The organism is Streptomyces sp. XM83C, from assembly GCF_023072675.1.
GTDB lineage: Bacteria > Actinomycetota > Actinomycetes > Streptomycetales > Streptomycetaceae > Streptomyces > Streptomyces thermocoprophilus.
In genome coordinates this window covers 1-22,216 of sequence record NZ_JALLGL010000072.1, presented here as the reverse complement: position 1 = coordinate 22,216, position 22,216 = coordinate 1, and the positions used below count along the sequence as shown (strand labels likewise).

15 protein-coding genes are annotated in these 22,216 nt (G+C 71.6%); 8 read left to right on the top strand and 7 right to left on the bottom strand.

The features are described from left to right. Positions 1-94: 94 nt before the first annotated feature. Both MTQ10_RS11160 and MTQ10_RS11155 read left to right on the top strand, forming a co-directional pair. Positions 95-400 carry a 4a-hydroxytetrahydrobiopterin dehydratase gene (locus MTQ10_RS11160; RefSeq protein ID WP_247465435.1) on the top strand — a complete coding sequence of 102 codons (306 nt, stop codon included), beginning with the start codon at positions 95-97 and terminating at the stop codon, positions 398-400. A gap of 22 nt (positions 401-422) precedes the next feature. Beyond that, entirely contained in the window at positions 423-1,160 is a 738-nt protein-coding gene (locus MTQ10_RS11155; RefSeq protein ID WP_247465427.1) for a class I SAM-dependent methyltransferase, read from the top strand. A gap of 79 nt (positions 1,161-1,239) precedes the next feature. On the opposite strand, the gene MTQ10_RS11150 is transcribed toward MTQ10_RS11155, so the two are convergent. After that, positions 1,240-3,918 carry a cellulose binding domain-containing protein gene (locus MTQ10_RS11150; protein WP_247465424.1) on the bottom strand — a complete coding sequence of 893 codons (2,679 nt, stop codon included), beginning with the start codon at positions 3,916-3,918 and terminating at the stop codon, positions 1,240-1,242. A 279-nt stretch (positions 3,919-4,197) separates the two neighbouring features. Then, positions 4,198-7,116, bottom strand: a complete 2,919-nt coding sequence (locus MTQ10_RS11145) for a glycoside hydrolase family 48 protein (protein ID WP_247465421.1) — start codon at positions 7,114-7,116, stop codon at positions 4,198-4,200. A gap of 564 nt (positions 7,117-7,680) precedes the next feature. Between MTQ10_RS11145 and MTQ10_RS11140 the strand changes: the two genes are divergently transcribed. Further along, complete coding sequence (locus MTQ10_RS11140) at positions 7,681-9,429, top strand: glycoside hydrolase family 6 protein (RefSeq protein WP_247465418.1); 1,749 nt, start codon at positions 7,681-7,683, stop codon at positions 9,427-9,429. Positions 9,430-9,909: 480 nt separating this feature from the next. Further along, positions 9,910-10,731, top strand: a complete 822-nt coding sequence (locus tag MTQ10_RS11135; protein ID WP_247465433.1) for a class I SAM-dependent methyltransferase — start codon at positions 9,910-9,912, stop codon at positions 10,729-10,731. 148 nt (positions 10,732-10,879) lie between these two features. Here MTQ10_RS11135 and MTQ10_RS11130 read toward each other — a convergent pair whose 3' ends face one another. From MTQ10_RS11130 to MTQ10_RS11115, 4 genes are all read right to left on the bottom strand, one after another. Beyond that, a complete protein-coding gene (locus tag MTQ10_RS11130; RefSeq protein WP_247465414.1) occupies positions 10,880-11,554 on the bottom strand; it encodes a glycoside hydrolase family 75 protein in 675 nt (224 codons plus the stop codon). 401 nt (positions 11,555-11,955) lie between these two features. Next, positions 11,956-12,792 (bottom strand): aldo/keto reductase, encoded by an 837-nt coding sequence (locus tag MTQ10_RS11125; protein ID WP_247465412.1) that lies wholly within the window; start codon positions 12,790-12,792, stop codon positions 11,956-11,958. A gap of 96 nt (positions 12,793-12,888) precedes the next feature. Continuing rightward, complete coding sequence (locus tag MTQ10_RS11120; RefSeq protein ID WP_247465408.1) at positions 12,889-14,715, bottom strand: AMP-dependent synthetase/ligase; 1,827 nt, start codon at positions 14,713-14,715, stop codon at positions 12,889-12,891. A 619-nt stretch (positions 14,716-15,334) separates the two neighbouring features. Beyond that, positions 15,335-16,216 carry a LysR substrate-binding domain-containing protein gene (locus tag MTQ10_RS11115; RefSeq protein WP_247465405.1) on the bottom strand — a complete coding sequence of 294 codons (882 nt, stop codon included), beginning with the start codon at positions 16,214-16,216 and terminating at the stop codon, positions 15,335-15,337. A gap of 230 nt (positions 16,217-16,446) precedes the next feature. On the opposite strand from MTQ10_RS11115, the gene MTQ10_RS11110 reads away from it, so the two are divergent. Further along, positions 16,447-17,469: a bile acid:sodium symporter family protein gene (locus MTQ10_RS11110; RefSeq protein WP_247465431.1), complete on the top strand. Its 1,023-nt coding sequence runs from the start codon at positions 16,447-16,449 to the stop codon at positions 17,467-17,469. 171 nt (positions 17,470-17,640) lie between these two features. On the opposite strand, the gene fdhD is transcribed toward MTQ10_RS11110, so the two are convergent. Next, positions 17,641-18,489, bottom strand: coding sequence for a formate dehydrogenase accessory sulfurtransferase FdhD (gene fdhD, locus MTQ10_RS11100; RefSeq protein ID WP_247465403.1), 849 nt, complete (start codon positions 18,487-18,489; stop codon positions 17,641-17,643). A gap of 325 nt (positions 18,490-18,814) precedes the next feature. On the opposite strand from fdhD, the gene MTQ10_RS11095 reads away from it, so the two are divergent. From MTQ10_RS11095 to MTQ10_RS11085, 3 genes are all read left to right on the top strand, one after another. After that, entirely contained in the window at positions 18,815-19,762 is a 948-nt protein-coding gene (locus MTQ10_RS11095) for a beta-ketoacyl-ACP synthase III (protein ID WP_247465402.1), read from the top strand. Positions 19,763-19,885: 123 nt separating this feature from the next. Beyond that, a complete protein-coding gene (locus MTQ10_RS11090; protein ID WP_247465401.1) occupies positions 19,886-20,554 on the top strand; it encodes a GntR family transcriptional regulator in 669 nt (222 codons plus the stop codon). A 201-nt stretch (positions 20,555-20,755) separates the two neighbouring features. Further along, positions 20,756-21,937, top strand: a complete 1,182-nt coding sequence (locus MTQ10_RS11085; RefSeq protein WP_247465429.1) for an ROK family transcriptional regulator — start codon at positions 20,756-20,758, stop codon at positions 21,935-21,937. The last annotated feature ends 279 nt before the right edge of the window (positions 21,938-22,216 follow it).

The window sequence follows — 22,216 nt, the reverse complement described above, 5'->3', positions numbered from 1 at the left end:
CCCGCGTACACCCCCGCGCACCCCGCACGCCAGGGCCCTTCGGCCCTCGCTGTGGCAGGCTGGGACGGCAGGAGCCGACGAAGGGAGCCTGGCCATGGCCGTGGAACCGCTGGCGCGGAAGGAGATCGAGGACCAGCTGTCCGAGCTGCCCGGCTGGTCCCTCGACGGGGACCGTCTCGTCTGCTCCTACCGGCTCGCCCACCACTTCGCGGCGACCGCGATGGTCGTCCACATCGCCCAGGTGCAGGAAGAACTGAACCACCACTCCGACCTCACCCTCGGCTACAACACCGTCTCCGTCGCCGTCTCCACGCACAGCGCCGGCGGCAAGGTGACCCGCCTCGACATCGAGCTGGCCCGCCGCATCACCGCCCTCGCACCCGTCCACGGCGCCCGGTGACCGGGCCGGCGGGGGGACGCCGATGCTGGATTACGACAAGGAAGCCGAGCGGTACGACACCCTGCGCGGCGGCGAACCCAGGGCCGCCGCTGCCGCCGAAGCCGTCCTGAACCTGCTGCCGGACGGCACCCGCCGCGTCCTCGACCTCGCCTGCGGCACCGGCATCGTCACGCGCCGCCTCGCCGCCCGCGGCCTCCACGTCACCGGCGCCGACCTCGCCGAGGCCATGGTCCGCCACGCCGCCGCCCGGCTGCCCGGCGCCGTCGTACGCGCCGACAGCCGCCGACTGCCCTTCCCCGACGGCGTGTTCGACGCGGTGACAAGCGTCTGGCTGCTCCACCTCATGCGACACCCCGCCGACACCCGCACCGTCGTCGCCGAGTGCGCCCGCGTGCTGCGCCCCGGCGGGGTGTACGTCACGACCGTCGACAAGGCCGCAGCCCACAACGTCGGCAGTGACATCGACGCCGTCCTCGCCGACCGCCCCCGCATCCCCCCGACCGACGCGGCCTCGGACGTCGAGGCGTACGCCGCCGAGTGCGGCCTCGTCCCGGCCGGGCAGGGCCGCTTCACCGGGCACGGGCAGGGACGCAGCCCCCGCCGCACCATCGCCGACCTGCGCCGCGGCTGGTTCGTCACGCTGCCCCCGGGTGGACCGCTCGCCGAGCGGTACGCGGCCCGTCTGGCCGCCCTGCCCGACCAGGACCGGCCCCGCCCCGAGCCGGTGTTCAGCCTGCGCGCCTTCCGCCGGGGCGGGTGAGACGGCCGGGGCGGGGTGAACCCGGGCCGCGTGTCGCCCGTGGTGGGGCGTGCCGGGCACGGCACGCCCCACCACCCGGTCAGCCGACCGAGCAGAGCCGGTCCCCGACCTTGAACGACGCCGGTTGCGTGTTCCCGCCGGACAGGCTGCCGGTGAAGCCGAACCCCACCGACGACCCCGCCGCGACCGTCCCGTTCCAGCCGGCGTTCGTCACCGTCACCGCCGCGCCGGACTGGCTGTAGCCGGCGTTCCACATCGAGGTGACCTTCTGCCCGTCGGCGAAGGACCAGGCCAGCGACCAGCCGTTCCACGCGGCCGTTCCGGTGTTGGCGAGCTGCACGTCGGCCTGGAAACCGCCCGGCCACTCATCGGTGACCCGGTACGTCACCGCGCACGCCCCGGACGGCGTCGGATCGGTGCCGCCCCCGTCGTCACCGCCCCCGTCGTCACCGCCGCCCGCGTCGGAGGTGTCGCCGTAGATCACGCCCCGCCCGTTCGTGGAGACGTACACCCGCCCGTACACCCGCGGGTCCCCGGTGATCGCCGCGCCCGTCCAGCCCCACTGGTGGGCGTCGTCGTTGATCCGCGTCCAGGTCGCGCCCTGGTCCGTGGAGCGGAAGATGCCCCGCACCCCGCCGATCTTCGCACTGGTGTACAGCGTCTGGTACGACGCCCCGGGCGCCGCCCTGCCGAAGCCGACCGTGTCGGCCTGCTCGACGTTCGCCAGCTTCGTGAACGTGGCGCCGCCGTCGGTGGAGTGCCACAGGCCGTACGGACCGTCGCTCGCACCGCCCGCCAGCCAGATGTCGCCCTTGCCGCCGGGCAGCGCCTTGAACCGCACACTGTCCCCAGTGGGCAGCCCGGTCGCCGCGGACGCGGTGAACGTGGCGCCGCCGTCCGTGCTGACGTAGAACCGCCCCGACTTGAAGCCGTAGAACGTCTTCGGATCGACCCGGTCGGACTCGACGATCGCGCCCGCCGGGATACCGGACGACGCCGACCAGGACGTACCGAACCCGGTCGTGTACTGCACACCGGTGCCCTCCGGGCTCCACACGAACCGGCTGCCGTCGGCCGCCGCGGCGACCGTGCCGCCGCCGCTGACCCCCGAAGGGTCGCTGCCGCCGGACCAGTTGGCGCCGTTGTCCGTGGAGAACGCGATGTGCGGCCCCGAGTCGAGGTTGCCGGCCCGCACCACCGTCGCCGGGTTCGACTCCGCGAAGTCCACACTGGTCGTCGTGGTGAAGTTCGGCGACGTGTACATCATCGACGGGACCTTCGTCAGGTCCGTGTGCCGGAAGCCGCCCACGTCACCGAGCGCGCTGAACAGCACGGCCCCGCCCGACGGGGGAGCGGCCAGGTCGTTGACCGCGGTCTCCTCCAGGCCCTGCACCATCGGCTGCACGGTGAACTTCGCGCCGCTGTCCCACTTCGTCAGATCCTCGGTGCCGTAGATCGTCGCGCCCGTGCCGTACATCATCCGGTCCGAGTCGAACGGGTCGATCTCCAGCGCCTCCGTCATCCAGCCCAGCTTCGGCGTCTGCTCCGGCGGCGACGGATCCGCCCCCCACGTCAGCCACGGCGAGGAGGACACATCCATCGTGTAGCGGTTCTCCCGGTCCGGGTACGACGTGTAGTCCCACGCCTTCGACCAGGTCGCCCCGCTGTCCGTGGAACGGAAGATCTGCGTGTCCGGCCACCAGGAGCTGTAGCCCGTCGCCATCACCGTGCCCGGATGCTGCCGGTCCACCGTCAGCCCGCTGTATCCGAAATACGTGTCGGCCTCCGCGACCGGGCTGATGTCCGTCCAGGTGCCTGTCGCCGTCGCATACCGCATCAGCCGGCCCTTGCCGCCGTCGTACGGGCCGCCCGTATCGCTGTATGCGATGTACAGATAACCGTTGACCGCATCCAACACCCCCTTGTGCGGGAGGTAGCCCGTCGGCTGGCCGGGGATCCGCTGCCAGGTGGCGCCCGCGTCCGTCGACCGGTACACCGCGTTGTCCTTGTCGGCGACGCCCACATAGATCGTCCTCGTGGCGCTGCCCGCGCTGCCGGTCGACTCGTCGAACGTGACCCAGACGATGCCCTGGTTGTCGCTGCCGTAGCCGGAGGTGTCCGCCGGGTCGGCCACATAGTTCCCGGGGTCGGGGAAGTCCGTCACCTGCGACCAGGTCGCCCCCGAGTCCGTGGACCGCCACAGCCCCTTGCCGCTGGGCGCGCCCAGATACAGCACGCTGTTGCGGTTCGGGTCGACGGCCAGCCGCTCGCCCATGCCGCGGCCCGGCATGTTCCCGCCCAGCTTGAACGGCAGATCCGCCTTCCGCCAGGTGCCGCCCCGGTCCGTGGAGCGCAGCACCGCCCCGTTGCCCGGGTCCCAGCTGTTGGTGTACGTGCCGACGGCCGCGTACACCCGGTACGGGTCGACCGAGTCGGTGGCGATGCTCACCACCCCGGTGTGCCCCCACTCGTCCCAGCCGACCGAGTCCAGCAGTGGCGTCCACGTCTTCGTCGACTGCTGCCAGCGGTAGGCGCCGCCGATGTCGGTCCGGGCGTAGGCGAGGTTCTTCTCCTTGCGGTTGAAGACGATGCCGGGGACGAAACCGCCGCCGTCGATACGGGCGTTCTTCCAGGTGTACGACTCGGCCGCGACGGCCGCCCGGGGGGCGGACTCGCCGGCGGCCGGCACGGGTGGCGCGCCCGCGGCCGGCCCGGCGCCGAGCGCCAGGACAGCCGCGAGGACGGAGATTCTTCGCACGGAGGGATCCTTTCGGCGTTGCCGGTGCGGAAACGGAACGCGACGCAGTAAGCGCTTGCTGAACGGTGCGAGAGATGCCGGGCGGCCCCTGTGCGGGAGGGGCCGCCCGGCGGCCGGTCCCGCCGTCAGGTGACGGGACCACGTACGCGCGAGCATCGAGCGGTTCCACGGTGGGGGCGGTGCACGCCGTGCCGCACGCGGCGCGGAGGGGCACGGCGGGCCGGCACCGGCCGGCCCGCCGCCGGGCATCCACCCGGCCCGCGGAGCGCCCGGCGGGGACTATTCGAGAAGCTCCGCGTACGCGCCCATGGCGAGGGCGATGTCCGCCTGCGCCCAGAACCGGTGGTAGGTGAACTCCGGCGCGGCACCGCCGGCGAGATACGCCTCGATCTTCGACCAGGCCGGGTCGTTCTTGTAGAAGGACCGCAGCGAGGTGAAGGTCGACGACGAGTCGATCGTGTCGCCGTTCGGCATCTTGCCGCTCCAGCCGCTCGGCACGTACACCGGGTCGTCGAAGCGGTTGTAGTCGGCGCGGGTCTCCGGGACGGCCACACCGAGCGCGTCCTGGTAGTTGTCCCACATGCCGTCCAGCAGCGCCTTCGCCGTCGCCTTCGCCTCCGTGTCACCGGAACGGGCGGCGTAGTACGTGAGCGTCTTGGCGTACGAGCCGGCCACACCGACGTCGTTGGTGTAGTCCACGACCGTCACATGCAGACCCGAGTTGGAGCCCGGGCTGGACGCGTTCCAGTTGTCCGGCTGGCCCGTCCACTGCAACGTCGAGGGGAACCGGAACGTGCCGTCCGGGTTGATCGTGGTCTCGGACAGCGCCCACTGCACCCACTTGTCCAGCACGGTCCCGGCGGCCGGGTCACCCGTCTGCTGGTAGTACTCCGCCACCCGCTCCATCGACCACGCCTGGAAGCCGAACCACTGGTTCGACGGCGGGTCGTGGTACACCGGCGCGGGGTCGTAGTACATGCCGTAGAAGGTGGACGTGCCCGACGGCGGAGTGGCGTAGCGGCCCGCCCAGCTGTTCGTCGCGCCGCCCGCGATCGCGCCCTCGCTGGACTGGAGCCACCGGTAGAACTCCAGCTGCCGTTGCAGCGACTTCGCCCAGTCCTGCTGGCCCGTCGCCGACTTCGGCTTCAGATCGGCGTACGAGCTGAGCGCGTACGCGGCGAGCGGGTTCTGGTAGCCGCCGTGGACATGGCTGGAGCCGATGCGCCACGCCCAGCCCGCGGACGTGTCGGTGGCACCGCCCCAGGCGTAGTACCAGGACAGCAGATAGTGCGAGGCGTCCTTGCCGGTGCCCGCGGCGCACGACGTAGGACCGACACAGTTGCCGATCTTCTTGAAGTACTTGTCGTACATCGCGTACCGCAGGTAGTCGCCCATCTTCGCGGCCTTCGCCACGGTCCCGGACACCTCGGAGCCCTTGCCCTGCTCCTTGGCCCACAGGTCCGCCCAGTACGCGGCCTGCACCGCCCGCGCGTCGGCGTCGGGGGCGTTGGTGAACTTCCACTGCTTGGCGTACGACGAGTCGCCCGTGAACAGGTCCAGATAGCCGTTGGTGCCGCCGTACTTGAAGGCGTCACAGGTCGGCTGCGGAACCGTCTCCCACACCGACTCCTGCGGACCCCGCTGGAACGTGTTGATGTACGACGGACCCGTGGCCGTCGGACCGGCCTCGCACTTGCCGGGCTCGTTGCCGTACCCGTACACGTTGTCGACGTCCTGGATCCAGTGCATACCGTAGACGTCGTCGGTGCCGTACGCCGACTTCAGCTCACCGGCGATCGGGTCCGTACCGACCGACGCACCGGTGTCCAGCTTCGCCGGGTACTCGTCCGGGGTGTCGTGCTCCGGCGCGTACGTGGCCGGCTTCGAGGCGTTGTAGAAGGAGTTGGTCGGCTGGTCCGCGTGCGTGGGGATCATGTAGTTCTCCATGATCGTCCATGCCTCGTTGAACTTCGACCAGTCACCCGTGACCTTGCCGTACATCGCCTGCAACCACAGCAGATAGCTGTACGCCTCGGACGTCGTCTCGTGGCCGTGGTCCGGCGCCTCCACGATCAGCGTCTCCACCGAGTGGTAGGGGATGCCCTCGGGGGAGAAGTAGCCGTTCGCCGGGTTGGTGATCTTGCCGTACAGCTCCAGGAACCGCGCGTCGTACGTCTTCGCCGCCGCGATCTGGGTCACCGTCACCGACGCCTTCGCCAGGCCCGGCGCCGTCGACTCGAAGGTGGCCGCGCCCGTACCCGAGTCGTCGGCGCCGATGGTCACCTTCTGCGGGGTGTCCCAGTTCGACGGCGTGAAGGTCAGAGTGGCCCCGTCCGTCACGCTCAGCCCGGTGTTGCCGCCGGTGCGGGCGGTGGTCACGGTCACGTCCGACGTGGGCTGCGTCGACAGCTTCAGCTCGTAGCTGCCGGTCCCGCCCTGCTGCACGGCGAGCTGGTTGGTCGAGGCGACCACGGCCGGTCCCGAGGCGACCGTGATGCCGACCGGCGTCGACTCCGCCGACGCGCCCAGGCTGTCGTACGCCTTCGCCAGCAGCGAGTGGCTGCCGGTCGACAGATTCGTCGCCGACAGCGTGTACGGCGCGGTCGTGTCCGTCCCCAGCAGCGTGGTGTCGTCGTAGAACTCCACCTTGGTGATCGTGGCGTCGTCGGCCGCCGCCGCGGTCGCCGCGAGCGGCACCGGATCGCCCTGCGTGTAGACCGCGCCCGCGGTGGGGCTGGTCAGCACGGCGGCCGGCGGCTGGTGCGCGCCGGCGCAGGTGGTGCCGTTGACCGCGAAGTCGGTGGGAGCGGTGTTGGTGCCGCTGTAGGTGAACTGCGCCCCGGTGGTCACCGCGGCGCCCGCGGCCACCGTCCCGTTCCAGGAGGCGTTCGTCACCGTGATCTGCCGGCCGGACTGGCTCCAGTTGCCGTTCCAGCCGTTGGAGAGCTTCTGGTCGCCCGAGTACGAGTACGTCAGGGTCCAGCCGTTGATGGCGTCGGTGCCACGGTTGGTGAGCGTCAGGTCCGCGGTGAAACCCGACCCCCAGTCATTGGTCTTGTAGTCGACGCTGCACTGGAGTGCCGCCGCGTGCGCGGTCGTCGCACCGGCGGCGAGCATCGACAGCGGAAGCGTCAGAGCTGCGGCGGCGGCCGTCCACAGCCGCCTCCTCGCTCCGCGTCTCCTGGGTGGGGGATGCATGGTGCTGGTTCCTCCTTGCGGCTCGGAGAAGTCAAGGCTTGAACCAGTGGGAGCGCTCCCATGGTGGGTATGAGCATGACAGCGGTCAAGAGGCTTGAAGAGTCGAAAAAGTTCGACCGCAGGTCACGAAAAAAACTTCGACAACTCCCTGTTCTTCTCCGTCACTTGGCGCTACCTTCCTTCGCACCAGTGGGAGCGGTTCCACTCAGTCGCCGCGTCCGGCACAGGGCGCCGAACTGCGAGGACTCGCTCATGCGTCACCCCCCGCGTTCAACACTTCCAGCCATCGCCGGCCCGGGGCACCTCCTCGGAGCGTTCCCCCGGCCGCCCGGCGACGGTGTCAGCCCCGCCCGGCCGGCGACCCCGCGGCCGGCGCGCGCAACCGCACGTCCACGCCCGCACCGCACCGCGCCCCGGGCCGGTGTGCGGGCGACACGTGCGCACCGAGGCGGCCGGGCGCCGTCCGGCCGCCGCGCCCGCACCGCGTGACCACCCCCTGGGGAGCCACGGCTCCCGGACGCACCTCCCAGTGAACTCCCGTCACTCAGAAGGAAACCCGCACCTATGAGTCGTACGAGACTTGCCATGATCGCCGCGCTGGCGCTCACCGCCGGCTCGGCCGGAGCGGCGCTCACCGCCGCCCCGGCCGGCGCCGCGGCACCCGCCTGCACGGTGGACTACCAGATCCAGAACGACTGGGGCAGTGGCTTCACCACCAACGTCACCATCACCAACAACAGCGCCTCCAAGAGCAGTTGGACGCTGGAGTGGACCTACGGCGGTTCGGAGAAGGTGACCAACGCCTGGAACGCCAGAGTCACCCAGTCCGGCGCGAACGTCACCGCGAGCAACGAGTCCTACAACGGCAACCTCGCCACCGGCGCCTCGGTCAGCTTCGGCTTCCAGGGCACCTACAGCGGCAGCAACTCCGTCCCCGCCGCCTTCACCCTCGACGGCGTCACCTGCAACACCGACTCCGGCGGCCCGACCGACCCCACCGACCCCACCGATCCGACCGATCCGACCGACCCCACGGACCCGACCGATCCCGGTGATCCGACCGGCCGCGTCGACAACCCCTACGTCGGGGCCAAGGTGTACGTGAACCCCGAGTGGTCGGCGCACGCGGCTGCCGAGCCCGGCGGCAGCAAGGTGTCCGACCAGCCCACCTTCGTGTGGATGGACCGCAAGGCCGCCATCGAGGGCGTCAACGGCGGCATGGGCCTGCGCGACCACCTCGACGAGGCCCTGCGTCAGAAGGGCTCCGGCGAGCTGGTCTTCCAGGTCGTCATCTACGACCTTCCCGGCCGTGACTGCGCCGCCCTCGCCTCCAACGGCGAGTTCGGGCCCACCGAGATCGACCGGTACAAGAGCGAGTACATCGACCCGATCGTGTCGATCCTGTCCGACTCCAAGTACGCGGGTCTGCGCATCGTCACCCTCATCGAACCCGACTCCCTGCCCAACCTGGTCACCAACGCCGGCGGCACCGACACCACCACCGACGCGTGCGTGACCATGAAGAGCAACGGCAACTACGAGAAGGGCGTCAGCTACGCCCTCGACAAGCTGGGCGACCTCGGCAACGTCTACAACTACATCGACGCCGGCCACCACGGCTGGCTCGGCTGGGACACCAACCTCGACCCGTCGGTGCAGGAGTTTTACAAGGTCGCCACGTCCAACGGCGCCAGCGTCAACGACGTCGCCGGATTCATCGTCAACACCGCCAACTACAGCCCCACCGTCGAGCCGTACTTCAAGGTCTCGGACACGGTGAACGGGCAGACCGTCCGCCAGTCCAAGTGGGTCGACTGGAACCAGTACGTCGACGAGCAGTCCTTCGCGCAGGGCCTGCGCAGCAAGCTGATCGCGGCCGGGTTCAACTCCAACCTCGGCATGCTGATCGACACCTCCCGCAACGGCTGGGGCGGAACCGAACGGCCGTCCGGCCCGGGCCCGCAGACCAGCGTCGACGCCTACGTCGACGGAGGCCGCATCGACCGCCGTATCCACGTCGGCAACTGGTGCAACCAGAGCGGCGCCGGCCTCGGCGAACGTCCCACCGCGGCACCCGCGACCGGGATAGACGCCTACGTGTGGGCCAAGCCGCCGGGGGAGTCGGACGGATCGAGCTCCGCCATCGACAACGACGAGGGCAAGGGCTTCGACCGCATGTGCGATCCGACCTACGGCGGCAACCCCCGCAACGGCAACAACCCGACCAACGCTCTGCCCGACGCGCCGGTCGCCGGGCACTGGTTCTCGGCGGAGTTCCAGGAGCTGCTGAAGAACGCCTATCCGGCACTGTGACACCCTGACGGCCTTGCCGGGCCGGCCCCAGCCGGGGACGGTTCCGGCAGGTCACGAGCCCGGGAGTGTCCGGCCCCGCACCATTCGGGCCGGGCGCTGCGGCCCTGGGACCGCGAGCTGTCCGAGCCCGCGGTCCCGGGAGCCCACCGGCTTCGGGGCCGGTCCCTCGTACGGTCGCCTTTTGCCGTCCCGGCAACAAAGGTGGCCGACAGCGGGTGCGGCGGCGCACGCTGGCGGCAACCGGACGAGAGGGCTGACCCCATGGCGTACGACCACCACACCCCGCACACCGAACCCGGCCCCGGCGGGGGCCCCGCGGCACCCGGCACCGGGGCCCCGCACGCCCGGCAGGGGGAGCCGGGTTCCGGGGCCGGGCACGGAGGGCCGGGCCCGGGCACCGCGGAGGCCGGGCACGGCTCGCCGCACGACGGGCACGGGCACGCCCGTCACCCGCACGGCACCGACGTGGACTGGGCGGCGATGGCCGAGCAGCTGGAGACCCAGGCCGAGCTGTACACCCCCCTGTACGAGCGGGCGCTCGCATGGATCGGCAAGGAGGTGACCGAGCCCGGGCTGATCGTGGACGCGGGCAGCGGGCCCGGCGTGATCTCCTGCCTGTTCGCGGACGCCTTCCCGGGCGCCCGGGTCGTCGCCGTGGACGGTTCCGGCGAACTTCTGGAACGAGCCCGGTCCCGCGCGGAGCGCCTCGGTGTCGCCGACCGCTTCGGCACGCTGACCGGCGAGCTGCCGCAGGCGCTGGACGACCTGGAGTACCCCGCCGACCTGCTGTGGGCCAGCCGCAGCCTGCACCACCTGGGCGACCAGCAGGCCGCGCTCTCCGCGTTCGCGGACCGCCTCGCACCCGACGGCACGCTCGCACTGATGGAGGGCGGGCTGCCGATGCGCTGGCTGCCCCGCGACATCGGCATCGGCCGACCGGGCCTCCAGGCACGTCTGGACGTGCTGGAGGAGGAGTGGTTCACGCGGATGCGGACCGAGCTGCCCGGCAGCGTCGATGTGACGGAGGACTGGCCCGCGCTGCTGACCGCCGCCGGCCTGAAGCACACCCGCACCCGCAGCTTCCTGCTCGACCTGCCCGCCCCGGCCCCCGACCGGGCCCGAGCCGTCGTCGCCGCGCGGCTGGGCCGGCTGCGGGAGATCGTCGGCGACGGCCTCGACGCGGAGGACCGGGCCACCGTCGACCGCCTGCTGGACCCGCAGGACCCGGCGAGCGTCCACCGCCGCCCCGACCTGTTCGTCCTCACCGCGCACACCGTGCACACGGCGGTCAAGCCGCACTGAGCCCGCTCCGACGGCAGCGGCGGCACCACGGCACGAAGCGGCCGGTCCCGCCGGGGGGGGCGGGATCGGCCCGTCGGCCGTCGGGAGCGCTCCCGGGCGCCGGGACCGGCCCGCCGCCGGGGCGGGGGGAGCCGTTCGCCGGTCCGGGTCAGTCGGCCCCGACGAACTTGCGGGCCAGCCGGTCGCCGAGCCGGACCGCCGCCGCGTGGCTCTCCAGCGGCGACACCCGGGACCCCGGGAACACCACATACGTCACGGGCCCGTCCGTGCCGCCCCGCGCCGGATCCGGGTCGACGCCGAGAGCGCGGGCGGCGGCATGGGACGCCTCACCGATGATCTCCTTCGGGCCCAGGTCGCCCACCACCGCGTACCGCACCCGGCCGCCGTGGACCACCGCGACCACGTCGCCGCCCTGGACGCCCGCCCTGCGGTGGTCCCAGATCCTGCTCGGGCCCGGGATCACCACGTACGGCAGCCGGTCCGCGCGCAGCGGCCGGTCGGCCGAGTCGTGGTACGCGGTGTCCGGCTGGTACCAGGGGTCCGTCTGCTCGTTGCACTTGCTCGTGCGCTGCCCGTCGCAGTCGACGTCCATGTCGGCCGTGAAGTACACCGCCCCCCGCGTCCCGCACACCGGCACCGAGGGCTTCTTCTCCTCGTCGGTGCGGTAGGTGCCCTGCGATATGCGGTCGCAGGAGCGGGTCTTCGCCAGGAGCTGGGCGGCGCTCACGCTGCCCTCCTGCGCGGCGGCGGCCGATTCACCGCCGCAGCCGGTCGTCGTGGCGGCCAGGAGCACCGCGGCGGTGCCGGCCGCGGCCGAGATCATTCGTCGAGTACGCACGGTGAAGGGACGAACCGGCTGGGTGACAGGTTCCCCGTGGGGCGTGCACGGCCCACCGGGCGCCCCTGCCGCGCGCGCCGGACCGGGCACCGCGCGCCCCAGGCGCCCCTCACGCCCCGGGACGGCCGTACCACCCGCATCACTCGGAGCGGCCATGCGCACACCTCCCTTCCGGGACGGCCGTGCCCCGGCCCGAGAACAGGGCCGGGGCACGGGGTGCCGGCGACGCCCGGCAGCCACGCGGGTCACGGAACGCCGGTCGCTGGTTTTCGGTCGACGATCGCTTGTCGACAGTAGACGGTCGACCGTCGGCTCCGGGCGGCAGGGGCGCCGCCCGTCGGACGGCGGTCCACCGCGCTCAGACGGTCGTGCTCGGTCGACGGTGTTCAGTCGACGGTGAACTTCGCCGGGTCCGGGCCCAGCCGCCGGTCCTCGTTGAGGGCGCTGATCGCAGCCAGGTCCTCCTCGTCCAGGGAGAAGTCGAACACGTCGATGTTCTCCTGGATACGGGACGGCGTGACCGACTTCGGGATCACGATGTTGCCGGTCTGCAGATGCCAGCGCAGCACCACCTGGGCGGGGGAGCGGTCGTGCTTGCGGGCGATCGCCACGATCGCCGGGACCTCCAGCAGGCCCTTGCCGGAGCCGAGCGGCGACCACGCCTCGGTGGCGATGCCCTTCTCGGCGTGGTAGTCGCGGGATGCCTGCTGTTGCAGGTAGGGGTGCAGTTCGATCTGGTTGACGGCCGGCACGACCGACGTCTCGGCGAGGAGCCGGTCCAGATGCTCCGGCAGGAAGTTGGAGACGCCGATGGCCCGGATCCGGCCGTCGGCGTGCAGCTTCTCGAACGCCCGGTAGGTGTCGACGTAACGGTCGCGGTCGGGCCGCGGCCAGTGGATCAGGTACAGGTCGACGTACTCCAGGCCCAGCTTGGCCAGCGAGGTGTCGAAGGCCCGCAGGGTGGAGTCGTACCCCTGGTCGCTGTTCCACAGCTTGGTGGTGACGAAGATGTCCTCACGGGGCAGGCCCGAGGCGGCGATGGCCCGGCCGGTGCCCTCCTCGTTGCCGTAGATCGCCGCCGTGTCGATGCTTCGGTACCCGGCCTGAAGCGCGGTGGCGACCGCCCGCTCCGCCTCGTCGTCCGGCACCTGCCACACGCCGAAGCCCAGCTGGGGCATCTCGACGCCGTTGTTCAGGGTGATCGCAGGGACCTTGCTGCTCACGCGCTCTCGATCCTTCGGTTGTCCGTCAGGTGGTACGCCCATCGTCAACGATCACGGGCCGTGATGCATTCCTGACCGGGAAATCCGTGAGGAGCGCTACACCCTGTACAGCGCCTCCACCTCGGCCTGGTACGCCTTCTCGATCGCCTTCCGCTTCAGTTTCAGCGAGGGCGTGAGCAGTCCGTGCTCCTCGGTGAACGGCTGCGCGAGGATGCGGAAGGTGCGGATGGACTCGGCCTGCGACACCAGGGTGTTCGCGGCGACGACCGCGCGCCGCACCTCGGTCTCCAGGTCGGCGTCGGCGACCAGTTCGGCCGGGCTCATCGGCGGCTTGCCGCGCATCTGCAGCCAGTGCTCGACCGCCTCCGGGTCGAGCGTGACCAGCGCGGCGACGAACGGGCGGTCGTTGCCGACGACGATGCACTGATTGACCAGCGGATGGTCACGGACCCGCTCCTCCAACAGCGCGGGAGAAACGCTCTTCCCGCCGGAGGTGACGAGGATCTCCTTCTTGCGGCCGGTGATGGTGAGGTAGCCGTCCTCGTCGAGGGAGCCCAGGTCACCGGTGGCGAGCCAGCCGTCGTGCAGGGCCTCGTCGGTGGCCTTCGGGTTGTTCAGATAGCCCTGGAAGACCGTGTCGCCGCGCAGCCAGACCTCCCCGTCGTCGGCGATGTGCACGGTCACGCCGGGGATCGGCTGCCCGACGGTGCCGTACCGGGTGCGCTCCGGCGGATTCGCCGTGGCCGCCGCCGTCGACTCGGTCAGCCCGTACCCCTCGTAGATCTGCACACCCGCGCCCGCGAAGAACAGCCCCAGACGGCGGTCCATCGCCGACCCGCCCGACATCGCATTCCGTATACGGCCGCCCATCGCCGCGCGGACTTTTGAATACACCATTGTGTCGAAGAACTGGTGCTGCATCCGCAGCCCCGCCGACGGCCCCGGCCCGATGCCCCACGCCTTCGCCTCCACCGCGTCGGCGTATTTCACCGCCACGTCCACGGCCTTCTCGAACGGCCCCGAGCGGCCTTCCTTCTCCGCCTTGCGGCGCGCCGCGCTGAACACCTTCTCGAAGATGTACGGCACGGCCAGGATGAACGTCGGCCTGAACGCCTGGAGATCCGGCAGCAGCGCCGCCGCGTTCAGCTGCGGCTGATGCCCGAACCGGACCCCGCCGCGGATCGCCGCGACCTGCACCATCCGCCCGAAGACATGTGCGAGCGGCAGGAACAGCAGCGTGGCGGCCTCGTCGCCCTTCTTGGAGTGGAACACCGGCTCCCAGCGCTCGATGACGTTGTCCGCCTCCGCCATGAAGTTGCCGTGCGACAGCACGCAGCCCTTGGGGCGTCCCGTGGTGCCCGACGTGTAGATGATCGTCGCCACGGTGTCCGGGGTGACCGCCTCGCGGTGCCGGTGCACCACCTCGTCCTCGACGGGGGCGCCCGCGTCGTACAACTCACGCACCGCCCCGGAGTCCAGCTGCCACAGCCGGCGCAGCCTCGGCAGCCGGTCGATGACCGTCGCGATCGTCATTGCGTGGTCCTCGTGCTCCACGACCGCTGCCGTGCACTCCGCGTCGTACAGCATCCAGAAACACTGCTCCGCCGACGACGTCGGATACACCGGCACGACCTGCGCGCCGATCGTCCACAGCGCGAAATCGAACAGCGTCCACTCGTACCGGGTGCGGGACATGATCGCGACCCGGTCGCCGAACCGGATGCCGTTCGCCAGCAGCCCCTTCGCCAGTGCGAGCACCTCGTCGCGGAACTCGGCGGAGGTCACGTCCCGCCACACGCCCTGCGCGTCCTTGCGCCCCAGGGCCACATGCCGCGGATCGGTCTCGGCACGCCGGAAGACGACGTCGGCCAGACCGCCCACCGGCGGTGCCGACATCAACGGAGGATTGGTGTACTCGCGCAAACCCGCTCCCCGGCTTCTTGGTGTACGGCAGTGCGGCTCACTTGTGGCGCCCCGCACGGCGCCGTGAAAGCTACCCCACGCGGCAGAGCGCCGGGAGGGGCCGCAGAAGTGAGCAACGCTCATGACCAGGTCGGCCGGGCAGGGAAAATGGGCTCACAAGGGGAAGGGTCGGACATAAAACCGACGGTTCCGTAAGTTTCGGGGCCGCAATCTCCACTGAATCTGTACGACTTTGTACGACCCTGTGGGGCGGCCCGAGAGCCGCCCCCCAGCACCCGAGGCGCGGCCCCGGAGCACACACGCCCCGAGGCCGCACCCCGCCTCACCTCACCGCCCCGAGAGCGACACCAGCCCCGTACCGACACCCACCAGCAGCAGCCCCGGCACCAGCCTCGTCGCGGTCGACCCCGCGTCCAGGACATCCGCCGGCCCGCGCGCACGGCACGGGACATACGGCGCACACCGGATGCCTGATACGGGATACCGCATGTCGCATACGGCGCCGGGCCCGCCGTGGCCGGTCACGCGAGGCCGCCGAAAGCGTCGTCGGCCGCCCGTCTCCGGCCGCCCGTCTCCGGTCGAGCGGCGTCGGCCGCCCGCCGTGGATGCCCGGCGCCGCTCACCCGTCACCGGTCCGCCGATGCCGGTGCAGCCGGTCACCGCCGCCGAGGATCGCCGCCGCCAGCGCGTCGGCCGCCTCCTGGGCGGCACCGCCGGGCCGCCCGTGCACCAGCACGAAGTCGACCCCGCCCAGTTCCGGCAGCCCGAACCGGTCCGGCACCCGCACCAGGCCGGGCGGGATCAGCCCGCGCGAGTGCGCCATCACACCGAGGCCCGCCCGTGCGGCGGCCACCAGCCCGTTCAGGCTGCCGCTCGTGCAGACGATCCGCCACGCACGCCCCTGCCGCTGCAACGCCTCCAGCGCCAGCGCCCGCGTGATGCCCGGCGGCGGGTACACGATCAACGGCACCGGACGGTCCGGCTCCAGACGCAGCCGCTCCGCGCCGATCCACACCAGTTCGTCCTGCCACACCAGCTCACCGCTGCGGTCCTCCGGCCGCCGCTTGGCCAGCACCAGGTCGAGCCGGCCCGCCGCGAGCCGCTCGTGCAGAGTGCCGGACAACTCCACCGTCAGCTCCAGATCGACCTCCGGGTGGTCGTGCCGGAAGCCCTCCAGGATCTCCGGCAGCCGGGTCAGCACGAAGTCCTCCGACGCCCCGAACCGCAGCCGGCCGCGCAGCCGGGTCCCGGTGAAGTACGCCGCCGCCTGCTCGTGCACCTCGAGGATCCGCCGCGCGAAGACCAGCATCGCCTCGCCGTCCTCGGTCAGCTCCACCGAGTGGGTGTCCCGGTCGAACAGTGTGCGCCCCGTCGCCTCCTCCAGCCTGCGCACCTGCTGGCTGACCGTGGACTGGCGCAGCCCGAGCCGCCGCGCCGCCTGGGTGAAGCTCAACGTCTGCGCCACCGCGAGGAACGTCCGCAGCTGTGAGGGGTCGTACATCCCGCCACCGTACCCCCGCTCATCGCGAACCGTGATGACAGTCAGAGCGGTATACCGGATGACCGATCAGAGTCACGGGGAGCAGGATGGGGGCACAGGCCCCACCGGCCCCTGAGAAGATCCTGTGGCGCGCATACGGTCTTCCGTTTTTCGTCTTCCGTATCCGCGCGGACACCGTAGACAGCACGTGGAGCACCGTGAACCGCCCGCACTGGCACTGGCCACGCCGGATGCCGATCGACCCGTACATCCTGCTGCTGCTCGGGACGGTCGGCTTCGCCGCCCTGCTGCCCGCCCGCGGCACGGCCGCCGATGTCGCCTCCGGCGCCTCCACCGCGGCGATCGCCTTCCTGTTCTTCCTCTACGGCGCCCGCCTGTCCACCCGCGAGGCCCTGGACGGACTGCGCCATTGGCGCCTGCACACCACCGTCCTCGCCTGCACCTTCCTCGTCTTCCCCGTGCTCGGCCTGGCCTGCCGCGCCCTGGTCCCGGCCGTGCTGACCCAGCCCCTCTACCAGGGCCTGCTCTTCCTGACGCTGGTGCCGTCCACCATCCAGTCGTCGATCGCGTTCACGTCCATCGCCCGCGGCAACGTGCCCGCCGCCATCTGCGCCGGAAGCTTCTCCTCCCTCGTCGGCATCGTCGTCACCCCGCTGCTCGCCGCCGCCCTCCTCGGCAACGGCGGCGGCGGTTTCTCCGGCGGCTCCCTGCTGAAGATCGTGCTGCAACTGCTGGTGCCGTTCCTCGCCGGGCAGCTGCTGCGGCCCTGGATCGGCGGCTTCATCACCCGGCACAAGAAGATCCTCGGCTACGTCGACCGCGGCTCGATCCTCCTCGTCGTCTACACCGCGTTCAGCGAGGGCATGGTCCAGGGCATCTGGCACCGGGTCAGCCCCGCCCGCCTGGCCGCGCTGCTCGGCGTGGAGGCCGTGCTGCTCGCCGTACTGCTGACACTCACCTGGTACGGCGCGAAGGCGCTGCGTTTCTCCCGCGAGGACCGCATCGCCATCCAGTTCGCCGGCTCGAAGAAGTCCCTCGCCTCCGGACTGCCGATGGCGAGCGTCATCTTCGGCGCGCACGCCTCCCTCGCCGTACTGCCGCTGATGCTGTTCCACCAGATGCAGCTCATGGTCTGCGCGGTGATCGCCAAGCGCCGCTCCCACGATCCCGAGGCCCTCGCGGCGGACGCGTCCGAGCCGGCCGCCGCCGCACCCGAAGCCGGCACCGCGTCACCCGCCGCCCGCCCCCGCTGACCTCGTCGTACGACGGAGCGGGAGCGGCTGGTCAGGGGCGGAGGACGACCTTCCCCCGGTTCCCGCGCCGCTCGATCACGGCGTGCACCGCTGCGGCGTCCTCCAGCGCGAACACCCCGTGCACGACCGGCCGGACGGCACCCCGCTCGAACGACCCGCCCGGCGTCCGGGTCAGCCCGGGTGGGCCGGGCTCGGCAGGGCGATGCGCTCCTCGCCCGCGTACACGTTCATGTCGGGCCCCCGCAGGAACCCCACCAGCGTCAGCCCGGTCTCCGCCGCCAGCTCCACCGCGAGCGACGACGGCGCCGACACCGCCGCGAGCACCGGAATGCCCGCCATGACCGCCTTCTGCGCGAGTTCGAAGGAGGCCCGCCCGGACACCAGCAGGATCGCCCTGCTCAGCGGGAGACGCCCCTCGCGCAGAGCGCGGCCGATCAGCTTGTCGACGGCGTTGTGCCGCCCCACGTCCTCCCGTACGTCGAGGAGCTCGCCGTCCTCGGCGAAGAGCGCGGCGGCATGCAGCCCCCCGGTCCGCTCGAACACCCGCTGCGCCGCCCGCAGCTGGTCGGGCAACCCGGTCAGGAACTCCGGCGTGACACGCACCGGCGGCGTGTCGGCTATCGGCCAGCGGGCGGTCGTGCGCACCGCGTCGAGACTGGCCTTGCCGCACAGCCCGCACGACGACGTCGTGTACACATTGCGTTCGAGCGTGAAGTCGGGCAGGGACACACCGGGTGCCGTACGGACATCGACGACGTTGTACGTGTTGGAGCCGTCGACCGTCGCCCCGGCGCAGTACACGATGTTCTGCACATCGTCTGCACCCGCCAGGACACCCTCGCTGACGAGGAATCCCGCGGCGAGCGCGAAGTCGTCGCCCGGTGTGCGCATGGTGACCGCGAGGGACTTGCCGTTGAGCCGGATCTCCAGCGGTTCCTCGGCGACGAGAGTGTCCGCGCGGGACGACACCGCGCCGCCGCGGACGCGGATCACCCTGCGTCGTTCCGTGACTCGCCCCATCGCCCGTCCCAGTCCCGTCCGTCGCGGTCGCCGTACCGCACCGCCGGCCGGCTCGTGGCCGACTCGCGTGCAGTCCGTTGTCTGCGGGGCCGCCGCCCCGCCGTACGCGGAGGCGACCCTCACCGTCCCATTGTCCTGCACGTGAGCGACAGGACCGTACGCCAGGGGAAGGCCGCCGAAGACGGCGCGGGGCAGCCGGGCGGTGCTGAGGGAAGCCGACAATCCCCACGCCCGATTCCTGTCACTTCACCTGACCTCGTACCCGTGGGTCACTGATCAGACTGGTGGATCCCGCTACCCGAGGCCACGAGGGGGAACGCCACCGATGAACGGCACACGCATCGCCGCTGTCGGCCACTACCAGCCCGCCAAGGTGCTCACCAACGAGGACCTGGCCGGCATGGTCGACACCAGCGACGAGTGGATCAGGACCCGGGTGGGCATCCGGACCCGGCACATCGCCGGCCCCGACGAGCCCGTCGACGAACTCGCCGCGCACGCCGCCGCCAAGGCCCTCGCAGCGGCCGGACTCACCCCCGACGACATCGACCTGGTCCTGGTGGCCACCTCCACCGCCGTCGACCGCTCCCCGAACACCGCCGCCCGCGTCGCCGCCCGGCTCGGCGTGCCGAGCCCCGCCGCCATGGACGTCAACGTGGTGTGCGCCGGCTTCACCCACGCCCTCGCCACCGCCGACCACACCGTCCGCGCCGGCGCCGCCCGCCGCGCCCTCGTCATCGGCGCCGACAAGATGACCGCCGTCACCGACTGGACCGACCGCACCACCTGCGTCCTCGTCGGCGACGGCGCGGGCGCCGCCGTCGTCGAGGCCTGCCCCGACGGCACCGAACCCGGCATCGGGCCCGTGCTGTGGGGGTCCGTGCCCGAGATGGGGCACGCCGTACGCATCGAGGGCGAGCCCGCCCGCTTCGCGCAGGAAGGCCAGACGGTGTACCGCTGGGCCACCACCCGGCTGCCGCCGCTCGCCCGGCAGACCTGCGAACGCGCCGGCATCGCCCCCGAGGACCTCGCCGCCGTCGTCCTGCACCAGGCCAACCTGCGCATCATCGAACCGCTCGCCGCGCGTATGGGCGCCGTCAACGCCGTGGTCGCCCGCGATGTCACCGAATCGGGCAACACTTCCGCGGCCAGCATTCCCCTCGCCCTGTCCAAGCTGGTCGAACAGGGCAGCATCTCCACCGGCGACCCGGTGCTGCTGTTCGGCTTCGGCGGCAACCTCTCCTACGCCGGACAGGTCGTGCGCTGCCCCTGACCCCGGTCCCGCACCCGCCGACCGCCGGCTCAGCACCCCCGTTCCGTGGATCCCGCACACCGTAGGCTGCACACGGACGACGACGACCGACCGGGGCGACCACGCCGGGACGGGGGGAAACCGATGATGTCACCAGGACTGCCGCAGACCGCCATGCCCAGGCTGGACCGGCCCGGCCCCTTGCGCGAACGTGTATACGAAGCGCTCCTCGACCTCATCACCACCCGCGCCCTGGAGCCCGGCCGCCACCTGATCGAGAGCGACCTCGCCGAACATCTGGGGGTCTCCCGCCAACCCGTGCGCGAGGCCCTCCAGCGGCTCAACACCGAAGGCTGGGTGGACCTGCGGCCCGCCCAGGGCGCCTACGTCCACGAGCCCAGCGAGGAGGAGGCCGACCAGCTGCTGACGGTCCGTACGCTGCTGGAGGCCGAGGCCGCCCGGCTCGCCGCGCACAGCGCGGGCATCGAGGTGCTGGAGGAGATCGTCACCGACGGCATCAGAGCCGTCCAGGCCGACGACATCGGCGCGGCCGTCGCGCTCAACGCCCGCTTCCACTCCACGATCATGGAGCTGGCGGGCAACACCGTCCTCGCCGAGCTGGCCGCCCGCGTCGAGCGCCGCGTCCGCTGGTACTACACGCCGGTCGCCCGGCAGCGCGGCCACAAGTCCTGGCTCGAACACCAGGCGTTGATGGGCGCCATCGTCACCCGGGACGCCGACCTCGCCGCCCGGCTGATGCGCGACCACACGGAACAGACCAGGCGCTCGTACCACGCCCGCACCGGCACCTGACACCGAACCCGACACGCCGACTGACGATTCGTCAGAGCCCGGGCGCCGGACATCTCTCGCCCCCTCTTTGTCCTGTCGGTGGAGAAAGTCTACGGCAATCCACGCACGACTTCTTCCCACGTACGGCCGCCGCTGCTACGTTCCCCTCGAAAGCCCGACGGCAGCGGCACGCACCGAGGCAGGGAGGGGCACGTGAGACGCATGACGGCACGACCCGCCAACGCCCACCAGGCCCGCCTGCTCAAGCTGCTGCGCGACCAGGGACCCAACTCCCGCGCACAACTGGGCGACCAGATCGAACTGTCCCGCTCCAAGCTCGCCGTCGAGATCGACCGGCTGCTGGAGACGGGACTGGTCGTGGCCGACGGACTCGCCGCGTCCCGCGGCGGGCGCCGCTCCCACAACGTCCGGCTCGCCCCCGGCCTGCGCTTCCTCGGTGTCGACATCGGCGCGACCTCGGTCGACGTCGCCGTCACCAACGCTGAACTGGAGATACTCGGCCACCTCGACGAACCCCTCGACGTCCGTGACGGACCGGTCGCCGTGTTCGAGCAAGTCCTCGCCATGGCCGGGAAGTTGAAGGACGCCGGGCTGGCGGAGGGGTTCGACGGAGCCGGCATCGGCGTACCCGGACCGGTCCGCTTTCCCGACGGCGTACCGGTCGCGCCGCCGATCATGCCCGGCTGGGACGGCTTCCCCGTACGAGAGGCCCTCAGCCAGGAACTCGGCTGCCCCGTCATGGTCGACAACGACGTGAACCTGATGGCGATGGGGGAGATGCACGCGGGCGTCGCCCGCTCCGTGCGCGACTTCCTCTGCGTCAAGATCGGCACCGGCATCGGCTGCGGCATCGTCGCGGGCGGCGCCGTCCACCGAGGCGTCACCGGCAGCGCCGGAGACATCGGGCACATCCAGGCCGTACCCGACGGCCGCCCCTGCGCCTGCGGCAACCGCGGCTGCCTGGAAGCCCACTTCAGCGGCGCCGCCCTCGCCCGCGACGCCACCGAAGCCGCCCGCCAGCAGGTCTCCGCGGAACTGGCCGCACGGCTGGAGACCCACGGCACCCTCACCGCCGTCGACGTGGCCGCCGCAGCCGCCGCCGGTGACGCCACCTCCCTCGAACTGATCCGCGAGGGCGGCACCCGCACCGGCCAGGTCATCGCCGGCCTCGTCAGCTTCTTCAACCCCGGCCTGGTGGTGATCGGCGGCGGCGTCACCGGCCTCGGCCACACCCTGCTCGCCGCGATCCGCACCCAGGTCTACCGCCAGTCGCTGCCCCTGGCGACCGGCAACCTGCCCATCGTCCTCGGGGAGCTGGGCCGCACCGCCGGCGTCATCGGCGCGGCCCGCCTCATCAGCGACCACCTGTTCTCACCCGCGTAACCCCGAACCCGCACACCGGCACCGTCCCGCACCGGCACCGTCCCGTACAGGCACCGTCCCGTACAGGCACCGTCCCGTACAGGCACCGTCCCGCACCGGCACCGTCCCGCACCGGCACCGCCGTACTCACCCGCAACGGCCCACCGCACCACCCCCGTTATGTTTTCCGCGGCTCCGCAATGGGGCCGCTGGCCTCCGGGCCCGGCATGACTGTTGCCCCCTGTCGAAGGCATGACCTGGGGGGTGGTGTCACCGGGTCCGGGGGTGTTCGTCGGAGAC

What these genes read in the sequence shown, in the direction of transcription:
- MTQ10_RS11160 (WP_247465435.1), top strand. Translation starts at nt 95, where the DNA reads ATGGCCGTGGAACCGCTGGCGCGGAAGGAGATCGAGGACCAGCTGTCC.
- MTQ10_RS11155 (WP_247465427.1), top strand. Translation starts at nt 423, where the DNA reads ATGCTGGATTACGACAAGGAAGCCGAGCGGTACGACACCCTGCGCGGC.
- MTQ10_RS11145 (WP_247465421.1), bottom strand. Translation starts at nt 7,116, where the DNA reads ATGCATCCCCCACCCAGGAGACGCGGAGCGAGGAGGCGGCTGTGGACG.
- MTQ10_RS11140 (WP_247465418.1), top strand. Translation starts at nt 7,681, where the DNA reads ATGAGTCGTACGAGACTTGCCATGATCGCCGCGCTGGCGCTCACCGCC.
- MTQ10_RS11135 (WP_247465433.1), top strand. Translation starts at nt 9,910, where the DNA reads ATGGCCGAGCAGCTGGAGACCCAGGCCGAGCTGTACACCCCCCTGTAC.
- MTQ10_RS11130 (WP_247465414.1), bottom strand. Translation starts at nt 11,554, where the DNA reads ATGATCTCGGCCGCGGCCGGCACCGCCGCGGTGCTCCTGGCCGCCACG.
- MTQ10_RS11115 (WP_247465405.1), bottom strand. Translation starts at nt 16,216, where the DNA reads ATGTACGACCCCTCACAGCTGCGGACGTTCCTCGCGGTGGCGCAGACG.
- MTQ10_RS11110 (WP_247465431.1), top strand. Translation starts at nt 16,447, where the DNA reads ATGCCGATCGACCCGTACATCCTGCTGCTGCTCGGGACGGTCGGCTTC.
- fdhD (WP_247465403.1), bottom strand. Translation starts at nt 18,489, where the DNA reads ATGGGGCGAGTCACGGAACGACGCAGGGTGATCCGCGTCCGCGGCGGC.
- MTQ10_RS11095 (WP_247465402.1), top strand. Translation starts at nt 18,815, where the DNA reads ATGAACGGCACACGCATCGCCGCTGTCGGCCACTACCAGCCCGCCAAG.
- MTQ10_RS11090 (WP_247465401.1), top strand. Translation starts at nt 19,886, where the DNA reads ATGATGTCACCAGGACTGCCGCAGACCGCCATGCCCAGGCTGGACCGG.
- MTQ10_RS11085 (WP_247465429.1), top strand. Translation starts at nt 20,756, where the DNA reads ATGACGGCACGACCCGCCAACGCCCACCAGGCCCGCCTGCTCAAGCTG.